Source organism: Streptomyces sedi (assembly GCF_006335015.1).
GTDB classification, from domain to species: Bacteria; Actinomycetota; Actinomycetes; order Streptomycetales; family Streptomycetaceae; genus Streptomyces; species Streptomyces sedi.
This window is the reverse complement of sequence record NZ_VDGT01000006.1, coordinates 293,784-309,523: the sequence shown is the minus strand read 5'-3', so window position 1 is coordinate 309,523 and position 15,740 is coordinate 293,784. Positions and strand designations below refer to the sequence as shown.

Here is a 15,740-nt window from a genome sequence, read left to right as displayed (position 1 = left end):
GCTCCCGGCGTGCCAATTGACGTAAACCGGCGGGGAGATATGCGGGTACGTAAGCGCGTAAGTAAGAAACGAACGTTTCGGGGGATAGCCGCCGTCGCGGCGGGCGGGTTGTTGCTGGTCGGGTGCTCGTCGGGCGGGGGCGGTGTCGCCGACGCCTTGGGCGAGGGCGGCGGGTCGGGGGAGGCGGGAGCGTCGGCCGAGGTCGAGACCTCCACTCTGCTCTGGGAGACCGACGCCGGGACCGCGACCTCGTTGCCGTCGACGTTCTGGACGCCGGACGGCGGGCCGAGCGTCTTCGTGTCCATCGACGGGGTCGCGGGGCTCGACCCGGAGACGGGGGAGCGGACATGGGAACTCGCGCCCCCCTCGGGGGCGGGCCGGGTCTGCGAGGTGTCGCAGGATCTGAACGAGGACGGGGTCGGCGCCGTGGTCTTCGAACGGGGAGGGGAGTGCGGGGCGTTGGTCGCCGTGGACGCGCGCGGCGGCGAAGCGCTCTGGGAGGTGGACCTCGCGGAGACCGAGGGCCTGGGCGACTCGCCGGAGGGTGACGGGTGGCGGCCCCCTCCGCTCGTGGTGGCTGAGGGACTGGTCTCGGTCGTCTCGGACAAGAGCTCCGTGGAACGGTTCGCCATCGAAACGGGAGACCCGCTCCCGGCTCCCGAAACCCCCTGGGACGACGACCCGCACTGCCGGAATTACCTCACGTGGGTGCACTCCCGCTCGTACACGGTCGCGGTCCCCGACTGCGCCGGCGTGGAGCGGATGATCGCGTTCGACACCGAGAGCGGAGAGGAGCTGTGGACCAACAGGCGGCCGTTCCCCCAGGGGGCGTGGCTGGTGGGGCAACTCCTCCCCGCCGATGACGTGGTGCTCCAGGGGGAGGACAAGCTGTACCTGTTCGACTCCTCGGGCGTGCTGCGTGCCCGCATCGGGAACAGCGTGCGCGGGGTGGTCACCGGCTCGACGCTCGTCTCGGAAGACTATGCCGGGGGCATAGCCGGCTACGACCTCCGCAGCGGAGAGCAGCTGTGGGCGGGGGGGCTCGGTTACTACACCGGGCCGCTGTATGGCAGCGACACCGGAGCGGCGGGGCAGCCGTTCGCGTACACGAGTGGTCAACCCGTCGTCCACGGGATCGCTGTCCAGCCGGACGCCGCGTCGGGTGGCGACACGTCGGATCATGTCTACACGTGGCTGGACCCGGAGACCGGAGAGACGGTGCGGGAAGTGGCCGACCCCCGGGACGAGCCCTGGGTCACGCTGGGGCAGTGGGGCGACGACGTGCAGCTCGCCTTCACTGAGCGCGGACGGCTGGAGGCCTTCCAGCTCTCCGAATGAACCGGGCGCGAACCGGGGGTGTGCCGAACGGCCCCCGCGTGCGGGGTCGTTCGGCGCGTCGATGGTCACGTCGATGGTCACGTCGATGTGACGGAGAACGGTCAGGGGGACGTGTGAGATACCGCGGAGGGCACGTGCGTCGGGGAACGGTCGCCGTCATGGCGGGTGGGCTGTTGCTCGCCGGGTGTACGTCGGGCGGCGGTGACGGGTCGGACGGCGCCGAGGAGCGACGGGAGACCGGGACGCCGCCGCGGGAGGCGACGATGACGTGGCTGTGGGAGACGGAGATCGGCGACGGGGGGCCCGAACCGACCTGGGCCTGGTCGGTCGACGACGGGCCGGTCGTCTTCGTGACCGAGGAGAGGGTCGTCGGCCTCGACCCGGAGACGGGAACGGAGCTGTGGTCGCTCGAACCCCCGCCGGGCGCCGAGTCGTTCTGCCAGCACTCCGCCGAGGTGAACGACGACGGCATCGCCGCCGTGATGTACCGGCGGGGTGGGGAGTGCCGGATGCTGGCCGCCCTGGACGCGCGTGCCGGCGAGATCCTGTGGGAGGACGACTTCGCGGACGCCCATCCCGCCGATGACGTCAATCCGGACTCCCGGCAGAGCCCCGTGGTCGTCGCTGGGGACGTGGTCTCGGTCGCGCTGTACGCCGGGATCGTCCGGTTCGACGCGGGAAGCGGCGCACTCCTGCCGGCGCTCGAAGCGCCGGGGAATCCCGGGCACGTCGGGGAAACCAGCTGGCGGCACGCCAACACCTACACCGTTGCCTTCACCGGTGGCGGCGAAGGGACGATGGAGGCGGCCGCGTTCGACACCGAGAGCGGTGACCGGCTGTGGGCCGGGGAGTCCACGATTCTCTCGGATCCGTACGACACCTGGGAGGTTCTCCCCGGAGCTGAGCTCGCCCTCAGCGTGGGCGGCACGGTGCGTCTTCTCGACGACGCGGGGGAGGAACGCGGCGCGAGCCCGTTGCCCAACCGCGTCTTCGGCGGCGTGATCAGCGGTTCGACGCTGGTCGTGGAGAACGTCGACGCGAGTACCGTCGAGGCCTACGACCTGGGCAGCGGCGCCGAGCTGTGGAGCGAGTCGATGGCCGACGACGGGCTGGGATGGCTCCGGAGCAGCACGGGCGGAGGGCCGACGGAGTCCGGTTTCCACGAGGGAGATCCGATCTGGGACGCTCTCCAGCGGCAGGGCGCGGGGTGGGCTCGCCTCCGTGTCTGGTGGGACCCCCGAACCGGGGAGGCGCTGCGGGAGGAGATCGAGCCGGGTGATGCCTCCCGGTGGAACGGAGTCACCCTCGTGCGCGACGGGGTGCTCTACCAGGTCTCCGAGGACGACGAGTGGGTGACCGCCCTTCAGCTCTCGGAGTGACCCGTTTGCCAGTCGGTCGCGGTGAACGCCCCACCGTCGCGCCGGACTTCGACGACGCCTGAGCCGCCGAAGTGGGCAGGTATCAGCAACTCGCCCTCGTCTGCGGCGCGTTGGAGCACGCGGTGTCGGGTGGCCGCGGCCTGGGCGGGGGCGAGGCAGGCGCCGCTGTTGTGGTGGGGGTGCGGGATCTGGACGGGGCTGTGCAGCAGGTCGCCGGCGAAGACCGCGCGGTCGGTACCGGAGGCCAGGCGCAGCACGGAGGAGCCGGGGGTGTGGCCGGGGGCGGACTCCAGGGTGAGGGCGCCGTCGAGGCGGTGGTGGCCGTCCCAGCGTTGGGCGAGGCCGGCGCGGTGGATCGGCGCGACGCTGTCCTGGTAGATCAGCCGGTCGACCTCGGCGGCGCCGCCGCCGTAGGCGTTCTCCGGGCCGTAGTGGTGGTCGTCGGCGGCCGGCAGCAGGTAACGGGCGTGGGGGAACGTGGGGACCCAGGTGCCGTCGTCGGCTGCCCTGGTGTTCCAGCCGACGTGGTCGACATGCAGATGGGTGTTGACCACCAGGTCGACGTCGTCGGGGGCGAGGCCGGCCGCCGCGAGAAGGTCGAGGAAGTCGCCTTCGCACTGGTGGAACGGCGGCATTCCCGGGCGTTCGCGCCCGTTGCCGGCGCCGGTGTCGACCAGGATGGTCCGGCCCTCGCTGCGCAGCACCCAGTACTGGAGCGCGAGCACCGCCCATTTGTTGACCGGTTCATAGTGGTCAGGTACCAGCGACTCGGCGTGGTCGGTCCACGCCTCGGGCGCTGCTTCCGGCACCAGCTCGGCGGCGGGCGCGAACGGGCGGTGCCACTCGACGAGTCGGATGATCTCGACGTCGCCGAGGACGAAGCGCCGGATGCGCGAGGCGAGTTCGGTCGCGGTCGGGTCCGTCGTGGTCGCGTCTGTCGCGGATGCCGTGGTGTCGGTCGCCGTGGTGCCGGTCGCTGTGGTGTCGGTCATGGAACCGACCCTAGAAACGGCGAGCTGAGCGGTTCAATGCGTGACCGGCTCAGTGGAATACGTGGTCCGCTCACTGGTCAGTTCCCCGTGGAAGTGGTCAACCAGCCGGGGCGGATAGCCTGCGACGGTGGATGTGGTCAGCGACGCGATCTCGGCCGTGCGGCTGGGGCACCCGACGTCTCACCGGGTGTGGCCGGCGGGACGTTGGCACGCCAGGCGGGAACGGTACGAGGGTGCGGGTTTCTATGTGGTGATGGCCGGCGGCTGCCGGCTGCTGCCGGACGGCGGCGGCCCGCCGGTGATGCTCGGGGCGGGGGACGCGGTGCTGCTGCCGCACGGCGCCGGGCATGTGTTGGCGGACGCGGCGTCGAGCCCGGAGTGGGGCACGGCGACCAGGCGCGCGGTGCCGTTCGCGCGCTGGGCGGCGGCGAACGGCACGCGGGCGGCGGCCCCGGAGGGGCCCGACACCGCGGGCGCCGCGGGCGCGGCGGAGATCCTGTGCGGCACGTACCGGCTGGACTGCAGCCGGCTCCACCCGCTGCTCGCCGAGCTGCCCGAGGTGGTCCACCTGCCGAGCCGGGTCGGCGCGCACCCCGAACTCCGGGCGGCGATCGAACTGTTGGCGGGCGAGCTTGACCAGACGCGGCCCGGTTCGTGCGTGGCGCTACCGAGCCTGCTTGACCTGTTGCTGGTCTATCTGGTCCGTTCCTGGATGGCGGAGGCGACCAGCGGGGCCTGGCCCCGGGCACTGGGTGACCCGGTCACGGCCGCCGCGCTGCGGGCGTTGCACGACGACCCGGCGGCGCCGTGGACCGCGGAGCGGCTGGCGGCGGAGGCCGGCGTCTCCCGGCCGACGCTGGCGCGCCGGTTCGGCGCGTTGGTCGGTCGGCCGCCGATGGCGTATCTCACCTGGTGGCGCCTGATCCTGGCTGCCGCCCAACTCCGGGAGTCCGGCGCCACGTTGGCCACCATCGCGGCCCGCGTCGGATACGGCAGCCCGTACGCGCTCTCCCACGCGTTCGCCCGGGAGTTCGGGATCACCCCGGGCCGTTACCGGCTGCGGATCGCGGCGCGCACGGTGGTCACGGCGCCGGACGACCCGGATGGCCCGGGCGACCCCGGTGGGCCGGGACCCGGATGAGCGTCGCCCCTCGGGGCGGGATGAGGAACGGCGGCCGACCGGCCTCGGTCCTCGACGCGTAGTCCCCGGAGCCCGGGGCCGCCCCGACGGGCTCCGGCGGTGGCGGGCTCAGGTAGGGGCGGCGGCCGTGGCCGGTCCGGAGAGGCGCGCCGTGGGCCTTCCGCCGATCAGGACGGCACGCCGGAGGGTGACGAGCCGCGGCAGTCGCACGGTGGGTGCCGCACCCGCGGAGGCGTCTCCGGGGCGGGGGGTGTCCGCCCCGCGAACTGGTCGCGTTCCGGAGCAGGTTCGGTCAACAGTCGACAAAAAGTGAAGGTTGTCACGCTCTCGCGGTGATCATTCGACCATTTCGCGGGTATGTTCGTTATTGCCGGGGGGCACACAAGCAGGACGCACGGGGGGAGAGTCGCGCCGCCATCGGGGGGTGGGCGGCGACCTTCCCGGGTCACTGGTGGCCCTCGGTTCCGCACGAGGCGCGCGCTGCGCGCAGAACCTGAAGGGCTTTCCCATGAGACTGACCCGTGTCGCGGTGACCGTGGCGGCCACCGCGCTGGCGCCGACGTTGCTGCTGGCCACGCCCGCCTTCGCCTCCGGCGGCGCTGGCGCGACCGCCCCCGCCGGCGACGGCGTGGTGCCGACGGCGACGGCGGACGACGAGTTGGACGAGCTCCGCGTCGCCGTCACCCGCATCCTGGACGCGGCCACGGAGGCCGACGACAAGGCGGTGATCCGGGGGGCCAACGAGGCGCTGGACGCCGGCACCGAGGAGGCGCTGCGCGCGTTCCTCGAAACCGGTTACCCGGCAGCCCAGTTCGAGGACGACCGGGTGGCGGCGTTCCGCATCCTGAACCTGGCGGTGGAGGCCGGTGACAAGGCCGTCGAGCGCGAGGTGACCGAGGCGCTGGAGGCCGGCACGGCTGAGGCGCTGCGGGAGTTCCGCGAGACGGGTTACGCCGTCGCGCAGTTCGAGGACGACAAGGTCGCCACGTTCCGCATCCTGAACAACGCGCAGCGGGCCGGCGACAAGGCCGTCGAGCGCGAGGCGATCGCGGCGCTGGAGGAGGGAACGCCGCAGGCCGTGCGGGAGTTCCGCGAGACCGGCTACCGGCTCGCGCAGTTCGAGGACGACCAGGTGGCGACCTTCCGCATCCTGGCCGACCCGGACATCAGCGACGCGCTGCGCGCCGCCGCCGAGGCGGCGTTGGAGGAGGGCACGCCCGAGGCGCTGCGCTACTTCATCACGCAGGGCCAGTACGAGGTCGACGCCTGACCGTCGCGAACCGGTAGCCCGGCGTGGCGGGCGGCGGGTGACCGCCGTCCGCCACGCCGGGCATCGACGAAAGTAGCTGTGCAACGCCGTCGGGGCCGTGTTCTGATGCCGCGATGAGCAACGAGAACAGCCGGCGTGCGCACACCTCGACCCCGAGCGTCCGGCGGAGGACCGACAGCGATATCGACGCGTGTGCACGGGTGCTGGAGGGGGTCCACCAAGAGGACCGCTATCCGATGAACTGGCCGGGGAACCCCGGCGCCTGGCTCACCCCGCCCACGCTGCTCGCCGCCTGGGTGGCGGAGCTGGACGGCCGCGTGGCCGGTCACGTGGTGCTCTCCGCGAGCGACGGGGGAGACGTGGCGCCGGGGCTGTGGAGCGCCCACGCGGGGGTGGGGCCCGAGACGACGGCCGTGGTCAACCGGCTCTTCGTCGCCCCGTGGGCCCGGGGCCACGGCATCGGCGGCCTGCTGATGGCGCGCGCCGCCGCCGAGGCGGGGGAACGCGGCCTGCACCCGGTGCTCGACGTCGTGGCCTCGGACGCCGCGGCGGCGGCGCTGTACGAGCGGCTCGGCTGGCGGCTGTTGGGCACGGTCGAGGAGTGGTGGGGACCGGAGCAGCGGGTGGACATCCGCTGCTACGCGGCGGCCGGCTGACCAGACCGAACGCCCCGCTTCCGGCCGTGCCGGACAGCACACCTAGTCCTGTGCCTTTCCGGTCGTGATGCGGGACATGACGAGCGCGAGCAGGATGATCGAGCCGTTGAGCGCGTCGATCCACTCGGCGGGGACGCCGCCGAGGGTGAGCACGTTCTGGATCATGAACAGCAGCAGGATGCCGGTGAACGCGCCGAAGAGGCTGCCCCGGCCGCCGGAGAGGCTGACGCCGCCGATGACGGCGGCGGCGAAGACGGTGAAGATCGCTCCGTCGCCCTGGGCGGCGGCCACCGAGCCGAGGCGGCCGGAGAGCAGCAGCCCGCCGAGCGCCGCCAGCAGGCCCGCCACCACCAGCACGATCGCGACCGTGCGGTGGGTGCGGATGCCGGCGGCGCGGGCCGCGTCCTCGTTGCCGCCGATGGCGTAGAGGGAACGGCCGAAGCTGGTGTAGCCGAGCACCGCGATGCCGACGGCGAACAGCGTCAGACAGAGCCAGACGGACGCGGGCAGACCGAGCCACTGGGTGGTGCCCAGATAGCTCATGGACGAGGGGAGTTGGAAGAACGTCTGGCCGCCGGAGATGCCGGTGAGGGTGCCGCGCAGCATGATCAACATGCCGAGCGTGACGATGAAGCCGCTCAGCCCGAAGCGGACGATCAGCAGCGCGTTGACCAGCCCGATCGCCACCCCGACGGCCAGGGTGACCGGGACGGCGAGGGCGCCCGGCAGCAGGTCCAGGCCCTGGCCGGCCTCGGTGACGGTCAGCCAGGCGGCGACCCCGGGCGCCAGGCCCATGGTCGACTCCAGCGACAGATCCATCTTCCGCACGATCAGCACCAGCGCCTGCGCCAGCACCAACAGGGCGATCTCCGACATGGTCTGAAGGATGTTGATCACGTTCTGGCGCTGGACGAAGACCGGGTCCACGATCCAGCCGGCGATCGCCACCACCACGATGGCCGGCACCAGGGCGAACTCCCGCAGTCTGGCGATCGGGATCCGGCCGCCCAGCAGCCGGGGCGCCCGCGCGCCCGGCTCCCGTTCCGGCGCTTCGACGACCGTGGAGTCAGGCATCGGTGTGTACCCCTTCCATGGCGGTGACCAGTTCGTTGTCCGTCCACCCGGCGGTGAACGCGGCGACCAGCCGGCCCCGGAACATGACCAGCACCCGGTCGCACAGGGCCAGGTCGTCCAGCTCGTCGGAGGCGATCAGCACGCCGGTGCCCTCGTCGGCCACCTGCTCGGCCTTGCCGAGCAGGAAGTCCTTGGAGCGCACGTCGACGCCGGCGGTCGGGTTGACCAGCACCAGCAGCCGGGGCCTGTTGGCCAACGCCCTGGCCATGACGACCTTCTGCTGGTTGCCGCCGGAGAGGCCGGAGACCGGCAGCCCGGGGCCCGGCGTCTTGATCGCGAGATCGTCGATCATCTCCCGCGCCAAAGCGTCCCGTCGGCGCACATCGATCAGCCCTCTCGGTCCCAGGCGGTCGGGAACGGTCAGGGTGGTGTTGTCCGCGATCGTCATGTCGGGGACCAGGCCCTGCCGGTGGCGGTCCTCGGGAACGAAGCCGACGCCGGCGGCCAACGCGGCCGGCACGTCGCCCGGCCGGGGCCGCCGCCCGTCCACCTCGACCGTTCCCGCGTCGGCGGCCCGCAGCCCGGCGAGGGTCTCCGCCAGCTCGATCCGGCCGCTGTCCGCCGCGCCGGCCAGCCCGACCACCTCGCCGGCGCGCACCGCGAACGACACGTCCGCGTAGCGGTCTTCGAGCGTCAGCCCCTCGACGGTGAGCACCGGCGGCGCCTCGGGCGGCGGGTCGGCCTGGCGCTCGCGCAGATGGCCGGAGGCGGCGGTGACCTCCTCCCCGGTCATCGCGGCGACCAGCTCCCCCTTGGAAAGCTCGGCGACCGGCGCGGTCAGGATGTGCCGGGCGTCGCGGAAGACGGTCACCGTGTCGCAGAGGTCGTAGACCTCCTGGAGGTGGTGGCTGATGAAGAGGAAGGTGACTCCGCGCTGCTGGAGCTCCCTGATCCGGGCGAAGAGCCGGCCGATCGCGGCGGCGTCCAGCTGCGCCGTGGGCTCATCCAGCACGATGAACCGCGCGCCGCCGGAGAGCGCACGGGCGATCTCCACGAACTGCCGCTGCTCGACCGTGAGTTCACCGGCGAGCGCGTGCACGTCCGCCGACACGTCCCACTCCGCCAGCAGCTCGGCCGCCCGGCGGCGGAGAGCTGACCAGTTGACCAGTCCAAGACGGGTGGTCGGTTGCCGGTGGAGAAACAGGTTCTCCGCCACCGTCAGCCCCGGGATCACCGTCGACTTCTGGTAGACGCAGGCGACCCGCCCGCGCCACGCCTCCCGGTCGGCCAGCCGGGGCGCCGGCCCGCCGTCGAAGGCGATCTCGCCCTCGTCCGGCCGAACCAGCCCCGTCATGATCGACACCAGCGTGGACTTGCCGGCGCCGTTCCGTCCTACCAGCGCGTGGGTCTCCCCCGCGGCCACGCTGATCCCGGCCCCGTCCAGCGCCACCGTCGACCCGTAGCGCTTGCTCACCCCGACGGCCAGCGCCGCCGGCGGGCGCTCCGACGCCCGGTCGTGCCTCGCTTCGTCACCCACCGGAAAGCCTCCGTATCTCTCCGCGTCCCCGCACGCCCGACGTCAACCCCGGGCGCGCCGAAGCCGTCTGCCCCAGGTCGAGACGGCCTAGCCGCGGTCGTTGCCCCAGAGCGAGGGATCGTCGAACGGCAGGCTCTCCACCCCGCCGTAGGTGCCGCCGTCCCTGGTGACCAGCGGCGCCGGCAACTGGTCCTCCAGCACGCCCTCGCGCACCTCGACGATCTCGCTGCCGTGGTCGGTCGGGCCCGGTTCGAACGTCTCGCCGTCGAGGGCCGCCTGAAGGTAGGTCAGCGCGTACTCCGCGTAGAGGTCGGCGGGTTGGGAGACGGTGGCGTCGATCTTCCCCTCGCCGATCAGCTGGAGCTCCTGCGGGATGCCGTCGTTGGAGACGATGAACACGTGCTCGGGATCGTCCGGCGGAACCGCCATGTTCAACTGGTCAAGTACCTGTAGTGTCCCGGAGAGCCCGAACGTGGCCTGCATGTAGACCCCGCGCACGTCGGGGTGGGCGGTGAGGGTGGTCTGGAGCTTCTGCGCCGCGGTCGCCGCGTCCCAGTTGGTGGCCTCGCCGAAGACCCGGATGCCGGGGTACTCGGCCTCCATGCAGTCGTTGAACGCCTCGGTGCGGTCCCGGCCGTTGATCGAGGCGAGATCGCCCTGAAGCATCACGATCTTGCCCTCGCCCTCCAGCTGGGAGCCCAGATAGCGGCACGCCTGCTCGCCGTAGGCGCGGTTGTCGGCGCGCACCACCATGTAGACCTCGCCCTCGTCCGGCCGGGTGTCCACGGTGACGACCGGGATGTCCCGCTCGGCGAGGGTCTGGAGCACCGGCGCGACTGCCGCCGTGTCCTGCGGGGCGATGGCGACGCCGTCCACGCCCTGGCTGAGGAACGTCTGCACGTTCGAGGCGAGGGTGGCCACGTCGTTGCTCGAGTTGGTGGTCTTCATGTCGAGGCCGAGCTCCTCGGCGTACTCCGGCACATAGCCGATGTAGGAGTTCCAGAAGTCGGTGTCCGAGCGGGGGTAGTCGACGCCGATGGTGCCGCCCCCGGCGCCGCCGGGGTCGTCGGCGCAGGCGGTCAGCAGGGCGGTGGACAGCAGCAGGATTCCGGCCAGGCGGGGGAGGCGGGGCTTCACTTCTGATCTTCTCCTTCGGACGGGCGCGCGGCGGTCGGCCGCCGGTCCGCGAGCGGGGCACGGCGCAGGAGTGGAAGAGGAACGGTGAGCACTCGGCGGAGTCGGACGGGCGAGTGGGGGTGCGCGACCGGGGCCCTTCGGCGCGACCAGACATGGGATCGTTTTATAGACCCCGCCGGTGATGCTGTCCATGGCCCGCGCAAAAAACACCACGCCGTCGCAGGTCAGCGACGAACGCCCCGAGAGCCGCATGGAGTTGGGGTGGAGAAGTGACCCTATGTCTCTGCCGGTGGCGACGCTGTGAAGACCCGTCGTCACCCGGGGGTGCTCTAAGGTGAGGCATCCCCACGCGGACGGTGGGGTGAACGACCGGCGTACGCGCGGCAGCGGCGCACGCGAGCGGAGGCACGTGATGGAACAGGGCGACGCGCTTCCCCGCGTCGGGGCGGTGGTGCTGACCATGAACGACCGTCCCCGCGAGCTGGCGGAGGCGCTTGCCTCGCTCCGCGCCCAGCGCGGAGTGGAGCTGGACATCGTGGTGGTCGGCAACGGCTGCGTACCGGAGGGCATCCCCGACGGGCTGCGCACCGTCTCGCTGCCGGAGAACGTCGGCATCCCCGAGGGGCGCAACGTGGGCGCCGGGCAGGTCGCCGGCGACCATCTGGTCTTCTTCGACAACGACGCGGTACTGCCCACCACCGACGCCCTCGCCCGACTGGTCACCTACCTCCGCGGCGATCCCCAACTGGCTTATGTCCAGCCGAGGATCGCCGACCCCGACGGCACCACGCTGCGCCGCTGGGTGCCCAGACTGCGCGCCTCCGACCCGGCGCGGGGCGGGGTGGCGACGGTGATGGCCGAGGGCGTGGTGCTGGTGCGGCGCTCCGCGTTCGAGGAGGTGGGCGGCTGGCCCGGGCACTTCTTCCTCTTCCACGAGGGCGTCGACCTCGCCTGGCGGCTGTGGGACCACGGCTACACCGGCCGCTACACGCCGGACGTCCTCGTCCACCACCCGGCCACCAGCCCGACGCGGCACGAGGGCTTCTACCGCCTCACCGCCCGCAACCGCGTCTGGCTGGCGCGGCGCAACCTGCCGTCGGTACTGGTTCCTTTCAACCTGGCCAGTTGGTTGGTGGTCACGTTGGCCCGCACCCGGGAGGGGCGGACGCTGCGGGTCTCCTTCCAGGGCTTCGCCGAGGGATGGCGCGGGGACTACGGGCGGCGCGCGCCGATGAGCTGGCACACTGTCCGCCGGCTGACCAGGGCGGGGCGGCCCCCACTGGTGTAGTGACCCCCGGGAACTGGTGTGGTGACCGGGTAACCACCCACATGCGTGGTCGGGGTGGGTGGTCAGCCTCGGCCCCTGGACGGCCGCCCGCGCCGTTCCCCGCGCCCCTCCTCCGTCGGCGGGGCGCGACAGGACCTAGGCAGACCGCTTGTCGAGGATTCCCGAGGTGGCCAGGATCACCAGGCCGGCCAGCGGGACCAGCACCAGCCCGAGACGAATGGATTCCGCGTCGGCGATCAGCCCGATCACCGGCGGCGAGGCGAGGAACCCGACGCGCAGCAGGAACGCCGCCACCGCGATGCCCGCGCCCGGCCACAGCCCGGGGATCTCGTCCGCCGCGTGGAAGGCCGCCGGGATCAGGGTGGCGATGCCGATGCCGCAGAGCGCGAAGCCCAGCACCGTCGTCGGCACCGAGGGCCACAGCAGCGCCACCCCCATGCCGACGACCACCAGCAGCCCGCCGATCCGGGCCGTCGTCCGGTCGCCGAGCCGGCGCACCACGTGGTCGCCGCAGAGCCGGGCCACGGTCTGCGTCCCCTGGAGCGCCATGAACGCCAGGCCGCCGACGAACGGGCTCGAACCCAGCTCGTTCTGAAGGTAGTTGGAGCCCCAGGACGCCGGCGCGTCCTCGACGACGGCCGCCGCCGCCGTCAGCAGCCCCAGCAGCAGGAACGCCATCAGCACCGGCCGCCGCAGCCAGGCGCGCCGGCCCTGCGCCGCCGGCTGCCCGCCCTCGGCGGCTGCCTCGGCGGGTGTGCGTTCGGCGTCCTCCGGGCCCGGCAGGAGGAAGCGGTTCGACGTCAACGCCGAGCCGATCGCCAGCGCCCCGACGATCGCCAGATGGATGGCCAGCGAGAACCCCGCCTGGGCCGCGCCGGCGCCGGCTATGCCGCCGACCACCGCGCCGATGCTCCACACCCCGTGGAAGGAGTTGAGGATGGAACGCCCGTACCGCCGCTGCACGCGCAGCCCGTGGGCGTTCATCGCGATGTCGGTGATCGAGTCGAGACTGCCGGCGAGGAACATGCCGAGGCAGAGCACCGCCAGGTTGGGGGCCGTGCCGACCAGCAGGATGTTGAAGCCCATCAGCAGCTGGCTGAAGACGGCGGTGCGAGCCGAGCCGAATCGTTTGATCAGAGGGCTGGCCGCCAGCCCCAGAAGCAGCGCGCCCAGCGGCATCGCGGCGATGGCGGTGCCCAGCGCGGCGTTGGAGAGGGCCAGGTCGGCCTTGATCTCGGGGTAGCGGGGGACGACGTTGGCGAAGAGGAAACCGTTGGTGAAGAAGAGCGCGGCGACCGCGCAGCGCGCTTTGACAGGGCGGTCGGTTGCGGCGAGGGAGGGCATGGCTCTCTTTCCGGGCGTGCGAGTGCGTCAGAGGGAGTGAGGGGGCGGGTGGGGGCGCGGGCCCGCTACCGTGGGCCCGGACTTGTTCGGGTCAGCGAACAGCGTTCGGTGCGGAGGGCGTGGCCGGCGCGGAGGGCGCGGACGCGGGAGGAGCGGCCGGGGCTGCGGTCCCCGCCGTGATCCTGGCGATCGCCTCGATCGTCAGGGAACGGTCGTGCGGCTCGGTCTCCAACGCCCGGTGGATCGCCAACCCCTCGATCAGCGCGTCCAGTTGACGGGCCGTCACCGGATCGAAGTGCCATTCGAGAGCGACCCGGCTGCGGCGCATCCACTCCCGGGTCAGCTCCCGGAACGCCGGCTTCCGCGCCGCCAGCGTGTACAGCTCGTGGGTCAGCACGATCGACCGCTGGTTGCCCTCGTCGCCCCGGGAGAGATCGTGGACCAGGTCGGCCACCGCCTCCCTGGCCTCGGCCAGGTCCCGGGCGGCGCCCAGCCGTTGCTCGAAGGTGGTGACCACCGTCATGGCGAAGCCGGTGAACGCCTCCCGCAGTAAGGCGTCCATGCCGTCGAAGTGGTACGTCATCGAACCCAACGGCACCCCGGCCCTGGCCGCGATCCTCCGGTGGGAGGCGCCGGCGACCCCTACCTCGGCGATCACGTCGAGCGTCGCGCGCAGTATGCGGTCACGGCGGTCCGGGTCGTGCCGCCCGAACGTCACGACCGCCGTCCGAACGTCACGACCGCCGTCCGTGCGGCACGGCGCCGACCCGGGGTGCGGCGTCGAACGAGGACGCGGCGCCGAACGAGGGCGCGGCGTCGAACGAGGGCGCGGGGGAACGCACTACAGCGACCTGATCACCCGGGCCGGATTCCCCAGGGCGAGGACGCCGGAAGGGATGTCCCGGGTGACGACGGAGCCGGAGCCGATCACCGAGTCGTCCCCGATGGTGACCCCGGGAAGCACGATGACGCCCCCGCCGAGCCACACGTTGTCGCTGATGGTGATCGGCTTCGCGGCCTCCAGCTTGTCGCGGCGCGGCTGCGGCTCCAACGGGTGGGTGGGCGTGAGGAGTTGAACGTTGGGACCGATCTGGCAGTCGGCGCCGACGGTGATCGGGGCGACGTCCAGCGCGGTCAGGTTGCAGTTGACGAAGGTGCGGTCGCCGACGGAGAGATAGCTCCCGTAGTCGACATACAGCGGCGGCCGGATGTGGGCGTCCGCGCCGAGCGAGCCGACCAGCTCCCTGACGATCGACTGGGCGCCCTCGATGTCGGTGGCGTAGGCCGCCGCGTACTCCCCGGCCAGGCGGACCGCGCGCTGCTGGGCCGCGAGGATTCTGGGGTCGTCGGCGATGTAGAGGTCGCCCGCGAGCATCCGCTCCAGGTTGCTCCGGTCGTCCCCGGCGAAGTAGTCCGTCACCCGAGCGAGACTACACCTCGGGTGTACGAACGTACACCCGTCCTGAGCTGGGCTTTTCTCCTGCGGAGGGGCGGGCGTTGGGCGCCGGCGGGTCGACGGAAATCGCAGGGCGGCCGGCGGCGTTCGTGGTACCGCTGGGGCATGACGATCTCCCCTTCCGGCTCTTCCGCCCCTTCTCCCGTCCCCGCCGCTCCCGCCGAGCGGGTCGCGTTGGTCACCGGCGCCGGCCACGGCATCGGCGAGGCCGTCGCCGAGACGCTCGGCCGGCGCGGCATCGCGGTGCTCTGCGCCTGCCTGCGGGCGGCGGACGGCGGCGGCGACGGCGAACCGGTCGCCGCGCGCATCCGCGCCGCCGGCGGCCGGGCCGCCGCCTTCGAGGCGGACCTCGCCGAACCGGCAAGCGCCGCCCTGCTGTTGAACGCGGCCGAGGAACTGCTCGGCCCGGTCAACATCCTGGTCAACAACGCCTCCGGCTGGATCCAGGACTCCTTCGACGCGGACCGCCCCGACGCCGTGGGCCGCGCCTCGGCGCCCGTCACGCCCGAGAAGGTCGCCCACCAGTTCGCGGTGGACGCGTGGGCGCCGGCGCTGCTGATCGCCGAGTTCGCCCGCCGCCACCGGGAACGCGGCGCCGACTGGGGCCGCGTCGTCGGCCTCACCTCGGGCGGCGAACTCGGCTTCCCCGGCGAGGTCTCCTACGGCGCGGCGAAGGCGGCCCAGACCCACTACACGCTGTCGGCCGCCGCCGAGTTGGCGCGCTACGGGATCACGGCCAACGTGGTGCACCCGCCGGTGACCGACACCGGCTGGATCACCGACGAGGTCCGCGCGTTCGTGGCGGGCAGTAGGACGCACTTCCATGTCGCGGACCCGGCGGAGGTCGCGGAGACGATCGCGTTCCTCGTCTCCCCGGAGGCGAGGCTGGTGACGGGCAACGTGCTCACTCTGCGCTGAGTCCCTCCGGGGGTTTGGTGGGGCGACGGTCCGCCGTTGTGATGGCGGTGGGTTGTCGTCTGCGGCCCGTCGCGGATGCGGCGCGCAGTTCCCCGCGCCCCTTGGGGGCGCCTGGGGGCGCGGGGAACGGCGCGGGTAATTGGTCGTCGGGGTGCACTCGACTACGCGTCTGGTCGTGTCGCTCGGTTGTCGTCTGCGGCCCGTCGCGGA

The 15,740-nt window shown here is 72.5% G+C and carries 14 protein-coding genes; 7 read left to right on the top strand and 7 right to left on the bottom strand.

Translation table 11 applies throughout. The features are described 5' to 3' along the window. Positions 1-39 precede the first annotated feature (39 nt). Positions 40-1,338, top strand: coding sequence for an outer membrane protein assembly factor BamB family protein (locus FH715_RS11160; protein ID WP_139643838.1), 1,299 nt, complete (start codon positions 40-42; stop codon positions 1,336-1,338). A 158-nt stretch (positions 1,339-1,496) separates the two neighbouring features. After that, complete coding sequence (locus tag FH715_RS11155) at positions 1,497-2,717, top strand: outer membrane protein assembly factor BamB family protein (RefSeq protein ID WP_170184694.1); 1,221 nt, start codon at positions 1,497-1,499, stop codon at positions 2,715-2,717. On the opposite strand, the gene FH715_RS11150 is transcribed toward FH715_RS11155, so the two are convergent. Beyond that, the gene (locus tag FH715_RS11150) at positions 2,702-3,709 is read right to left on the bottom strand and encodes an MBL fold metallo-hydrolase (protein WP_139643832.1); all 1,008 of its coding nucleotides are present in this window, start codon (positions 3,707-3,709) and stop codon (positions 2,702-2,704) included. The two genes, FH715_RS11155 and FH715_RS11150, sit on opposite strands and share 16 nt — an antisense overlap. Positions 3,710-3,836: 127 nt before the next feature. On the opposite strand from FH715_RS11150, the gene FH715_RS11145 reads away from it, so the two are divergent. From FH715_RS11145 to FH715_RS11135, 3 genes are all read left to right on the top strand, one after another. Continuing rightward, the gene (locus FH715_RS11145) at positions 3,837-4,850 is read left to right on the top strand and encodes an AraC family transcriptional regulator (protein ID WP_139643829.1); all 1,014 of its coding nucleotides are present in this window, start codon (positions 3,837-3,839) and stop codon (positions 4,848-4,850) included. A 508-nt stretch (positions 4,851-5,358) separates the two neighbouring features. After that, positions 5,359-6,120, top strand: coding sequence for an ALF repeat-containing protein (locus FH715_RS11140; RefSeq protein ID WP_139643826.1), 762 nt, complete (start codon positions 5,359-5,361; stop codon positions 6,118-6,120). Positions 6,121-6,233: 113 nt separating this feature from the next. Beyond that, entirely contained in the window at positions 6,234-6,776 is a 543-nt protein-coding gene (locus tag FH715_RS11135; protein ID WP_139643824.1) for a GNAT family N-acetyltransferase, read from the top strand. A gap of 42 nt (positions 6,777-6,818) precedes the next feature. Here the strand turns inward: FH715_RS11135 and FH715_RS11130 are convergent, their stop codons facing one another. From FH715_RS11130 to FH715_RS11120, 3 genes are all read right to left on the bottom strand, one after another. Continuing rightward, a complete protein-coding gene (locus tag FH715_RS11130) occupies positions 6,819-7,850 on the bottom strand; it encodes an ABC transporter permease (RefSeq protein ID WP_139643822.1) in 1,032 nt (343 codons plus the stop codon). Continuing rightward, on the bottom strand, positions 7,843-9,387 hold the full coding sequence (locus FH715_RS11125) for a sugar ABC transporter ATP-binding protein (protein ID WP_139643819.1): 1,545 nt from the start codon (positions 9,385-9,387) through the stop codon (positions 7,843-7,845). The genes FH715_RS11130 and FH715_RS11125 overlap by 8 nt, the downstream gene beginning before the upstream one ends. An 87-nt stretch (positions 9,388-9,474) precedes the next feature. Further along, on the bottom strand, positions 9,475-10,524 hold the full coding sequence (locus FH715_RS11120; RefSeq protein ID WP_425472701.1) for a sugar ABC transporter substrate-binding protein: 1,050 nt from the start codon (positions 10,522-10,524) through the stop codon (positions 9,475-9,477). A gap of 412 nt (positions 10,525-10,936) precedes the next feature. Between FH715_RS11120 and FH715_RS11115 the strand changes: the two genes are divergently transcribed. Continuing rightward, positions 10,937-11,812 (top strand): glycosyltransferase family 2 protein, encoded by an 876-nt coding sequence (locus tag FH715_RS11115; RefSeq protein ID WP_139643816.1) that lies wholly within the window; start codon positions 10,937-10,939, stop codon positions 11,810-11,812. A gap of 135 nt (positions 11,813-11,947) precedes the next feature. On the opposite strand, the gene FH715_RS11110 is transcribed toward FH715_RS11115, so the two are convergent. From FH715_RS11110 to FH715_RS11100, 3 genes are all read right to left on the bottom strand, one after another. Then, positions 11,948-13,156: an MFS transporter gene (locus FH715_RS11110; protein WP_139643813.1), complete on the bottom strand. Its 1,209-nt coding sequence runs from the start codon at positions 13,154-13,156 to the stop codon at positions 11,948-11,950. 91 nt (positions 13,157-13,247) lie between these two features. Further along, the gene (locus FH715_RS11105; protein WP_139643810.1) at positions 13,248-13,874 is read right to left on the bottom strand and encodes a TetR/AcrR family transcriptional regulator; all 627 of its coding nucleotides are present in this window, start codon (positions 13,872-13,874) and stop codon (positions 13,248-13,250) included. 123 nt (positions 13,875-13,997) lie between these two features. Continuing rightward, positions 13,998-14,576, bottom strand: a complete 579-nt coding sequence (locus FH715_RS11100) for a sugar O-acetyltransferase (RefSeq protein ID WP_139643809.1) — start codon at positions 14,574-14,576, stop codon at positions 13,998-14,000. Positions 14,577-14,717: 141 nt separating this feature from the next. Here FH715_RS11100 and FH715_RS11095 point away from each other — a divergent pair, with 141 nt between their 5' ends. Next, positions 14,718-15,530, top strand: a complete 813-nt coding sequence (locus FH715_RS11095) for an SDR family NAD(P)-dependent oxidoreductase (protein ID WP_139643806.1) — start codon at positions 14,718-14,720, stop codon at positions 15,528-15,530. Positions 15,531-15,740: the final 210 nt, after the last annotated feature.

Bases quoted from the DNA above. Each gene is read 5' to 3' on its own strand.
- FH715_RS11115 (WP_139643816.1), top strand. From the start codon at position 10,937: ATGGAACAGGGCGACGCGCTTCCCCGCGTCGGGGCGGTGGTGCTGACC.
- FH715_RS11135 (WP_139643824.1), top strand. From the start codon at position 6,234: ATGAGCAACGAGAACAGCCGGCGTGCGCACACCTCGACCCCGAGCGTC.
- FH715_RS11095 (WP_139643806.1), top strand. From the start codon at position 14,718: ATGACGATCTCCCCTTCCGGCTCTTCCGCCCCTTCTCCCGTCCCCGCC.
- FH715_RS11140 (WP_139643826.1), top strand. From the start codon at position 5,359: ATGAGACTGACCCGTGTCGCGGTGACCGTGGCGGCCACCGCGCTGGCG.
- FH715_RS11130 (WP_139643822.1), bottom strand. From the start codon at position 7,850: ATGCCTGACTCCACGGTCGTCGAAGCGCCGGAACGGGAGCCGGGCGCG.
- FH715_RS11160 (WP_139643838.1), top strand. From the start codon at position 40: ATGCGGGTACGTAAGCGCGTAAGTAAGAAACGAACGTTTCGGGGGATA.
- FH715_RS11150 (WP_139643832.1), bottom strand. From the start codon at position 3,709: ATGACCGACACCACAGCGACCGGCACCACGGCGACCGACACCACGGCA.
- FH715_RS11110 (WP_139643813.1), bottom strand. From the start codon at position 13,156: ATGCCCTCCCTCGCCGCAACCGACCGCCCTGTCAAAGCGCGCTGCGCG.
- FH715_RS11155 (WP_170184694.1), top strand. From the start codon at position 1,497: ATGGCGGGTGGGCTGTTGCTCGCCGGGTGTACGTCGGGCGGCGGTGAC.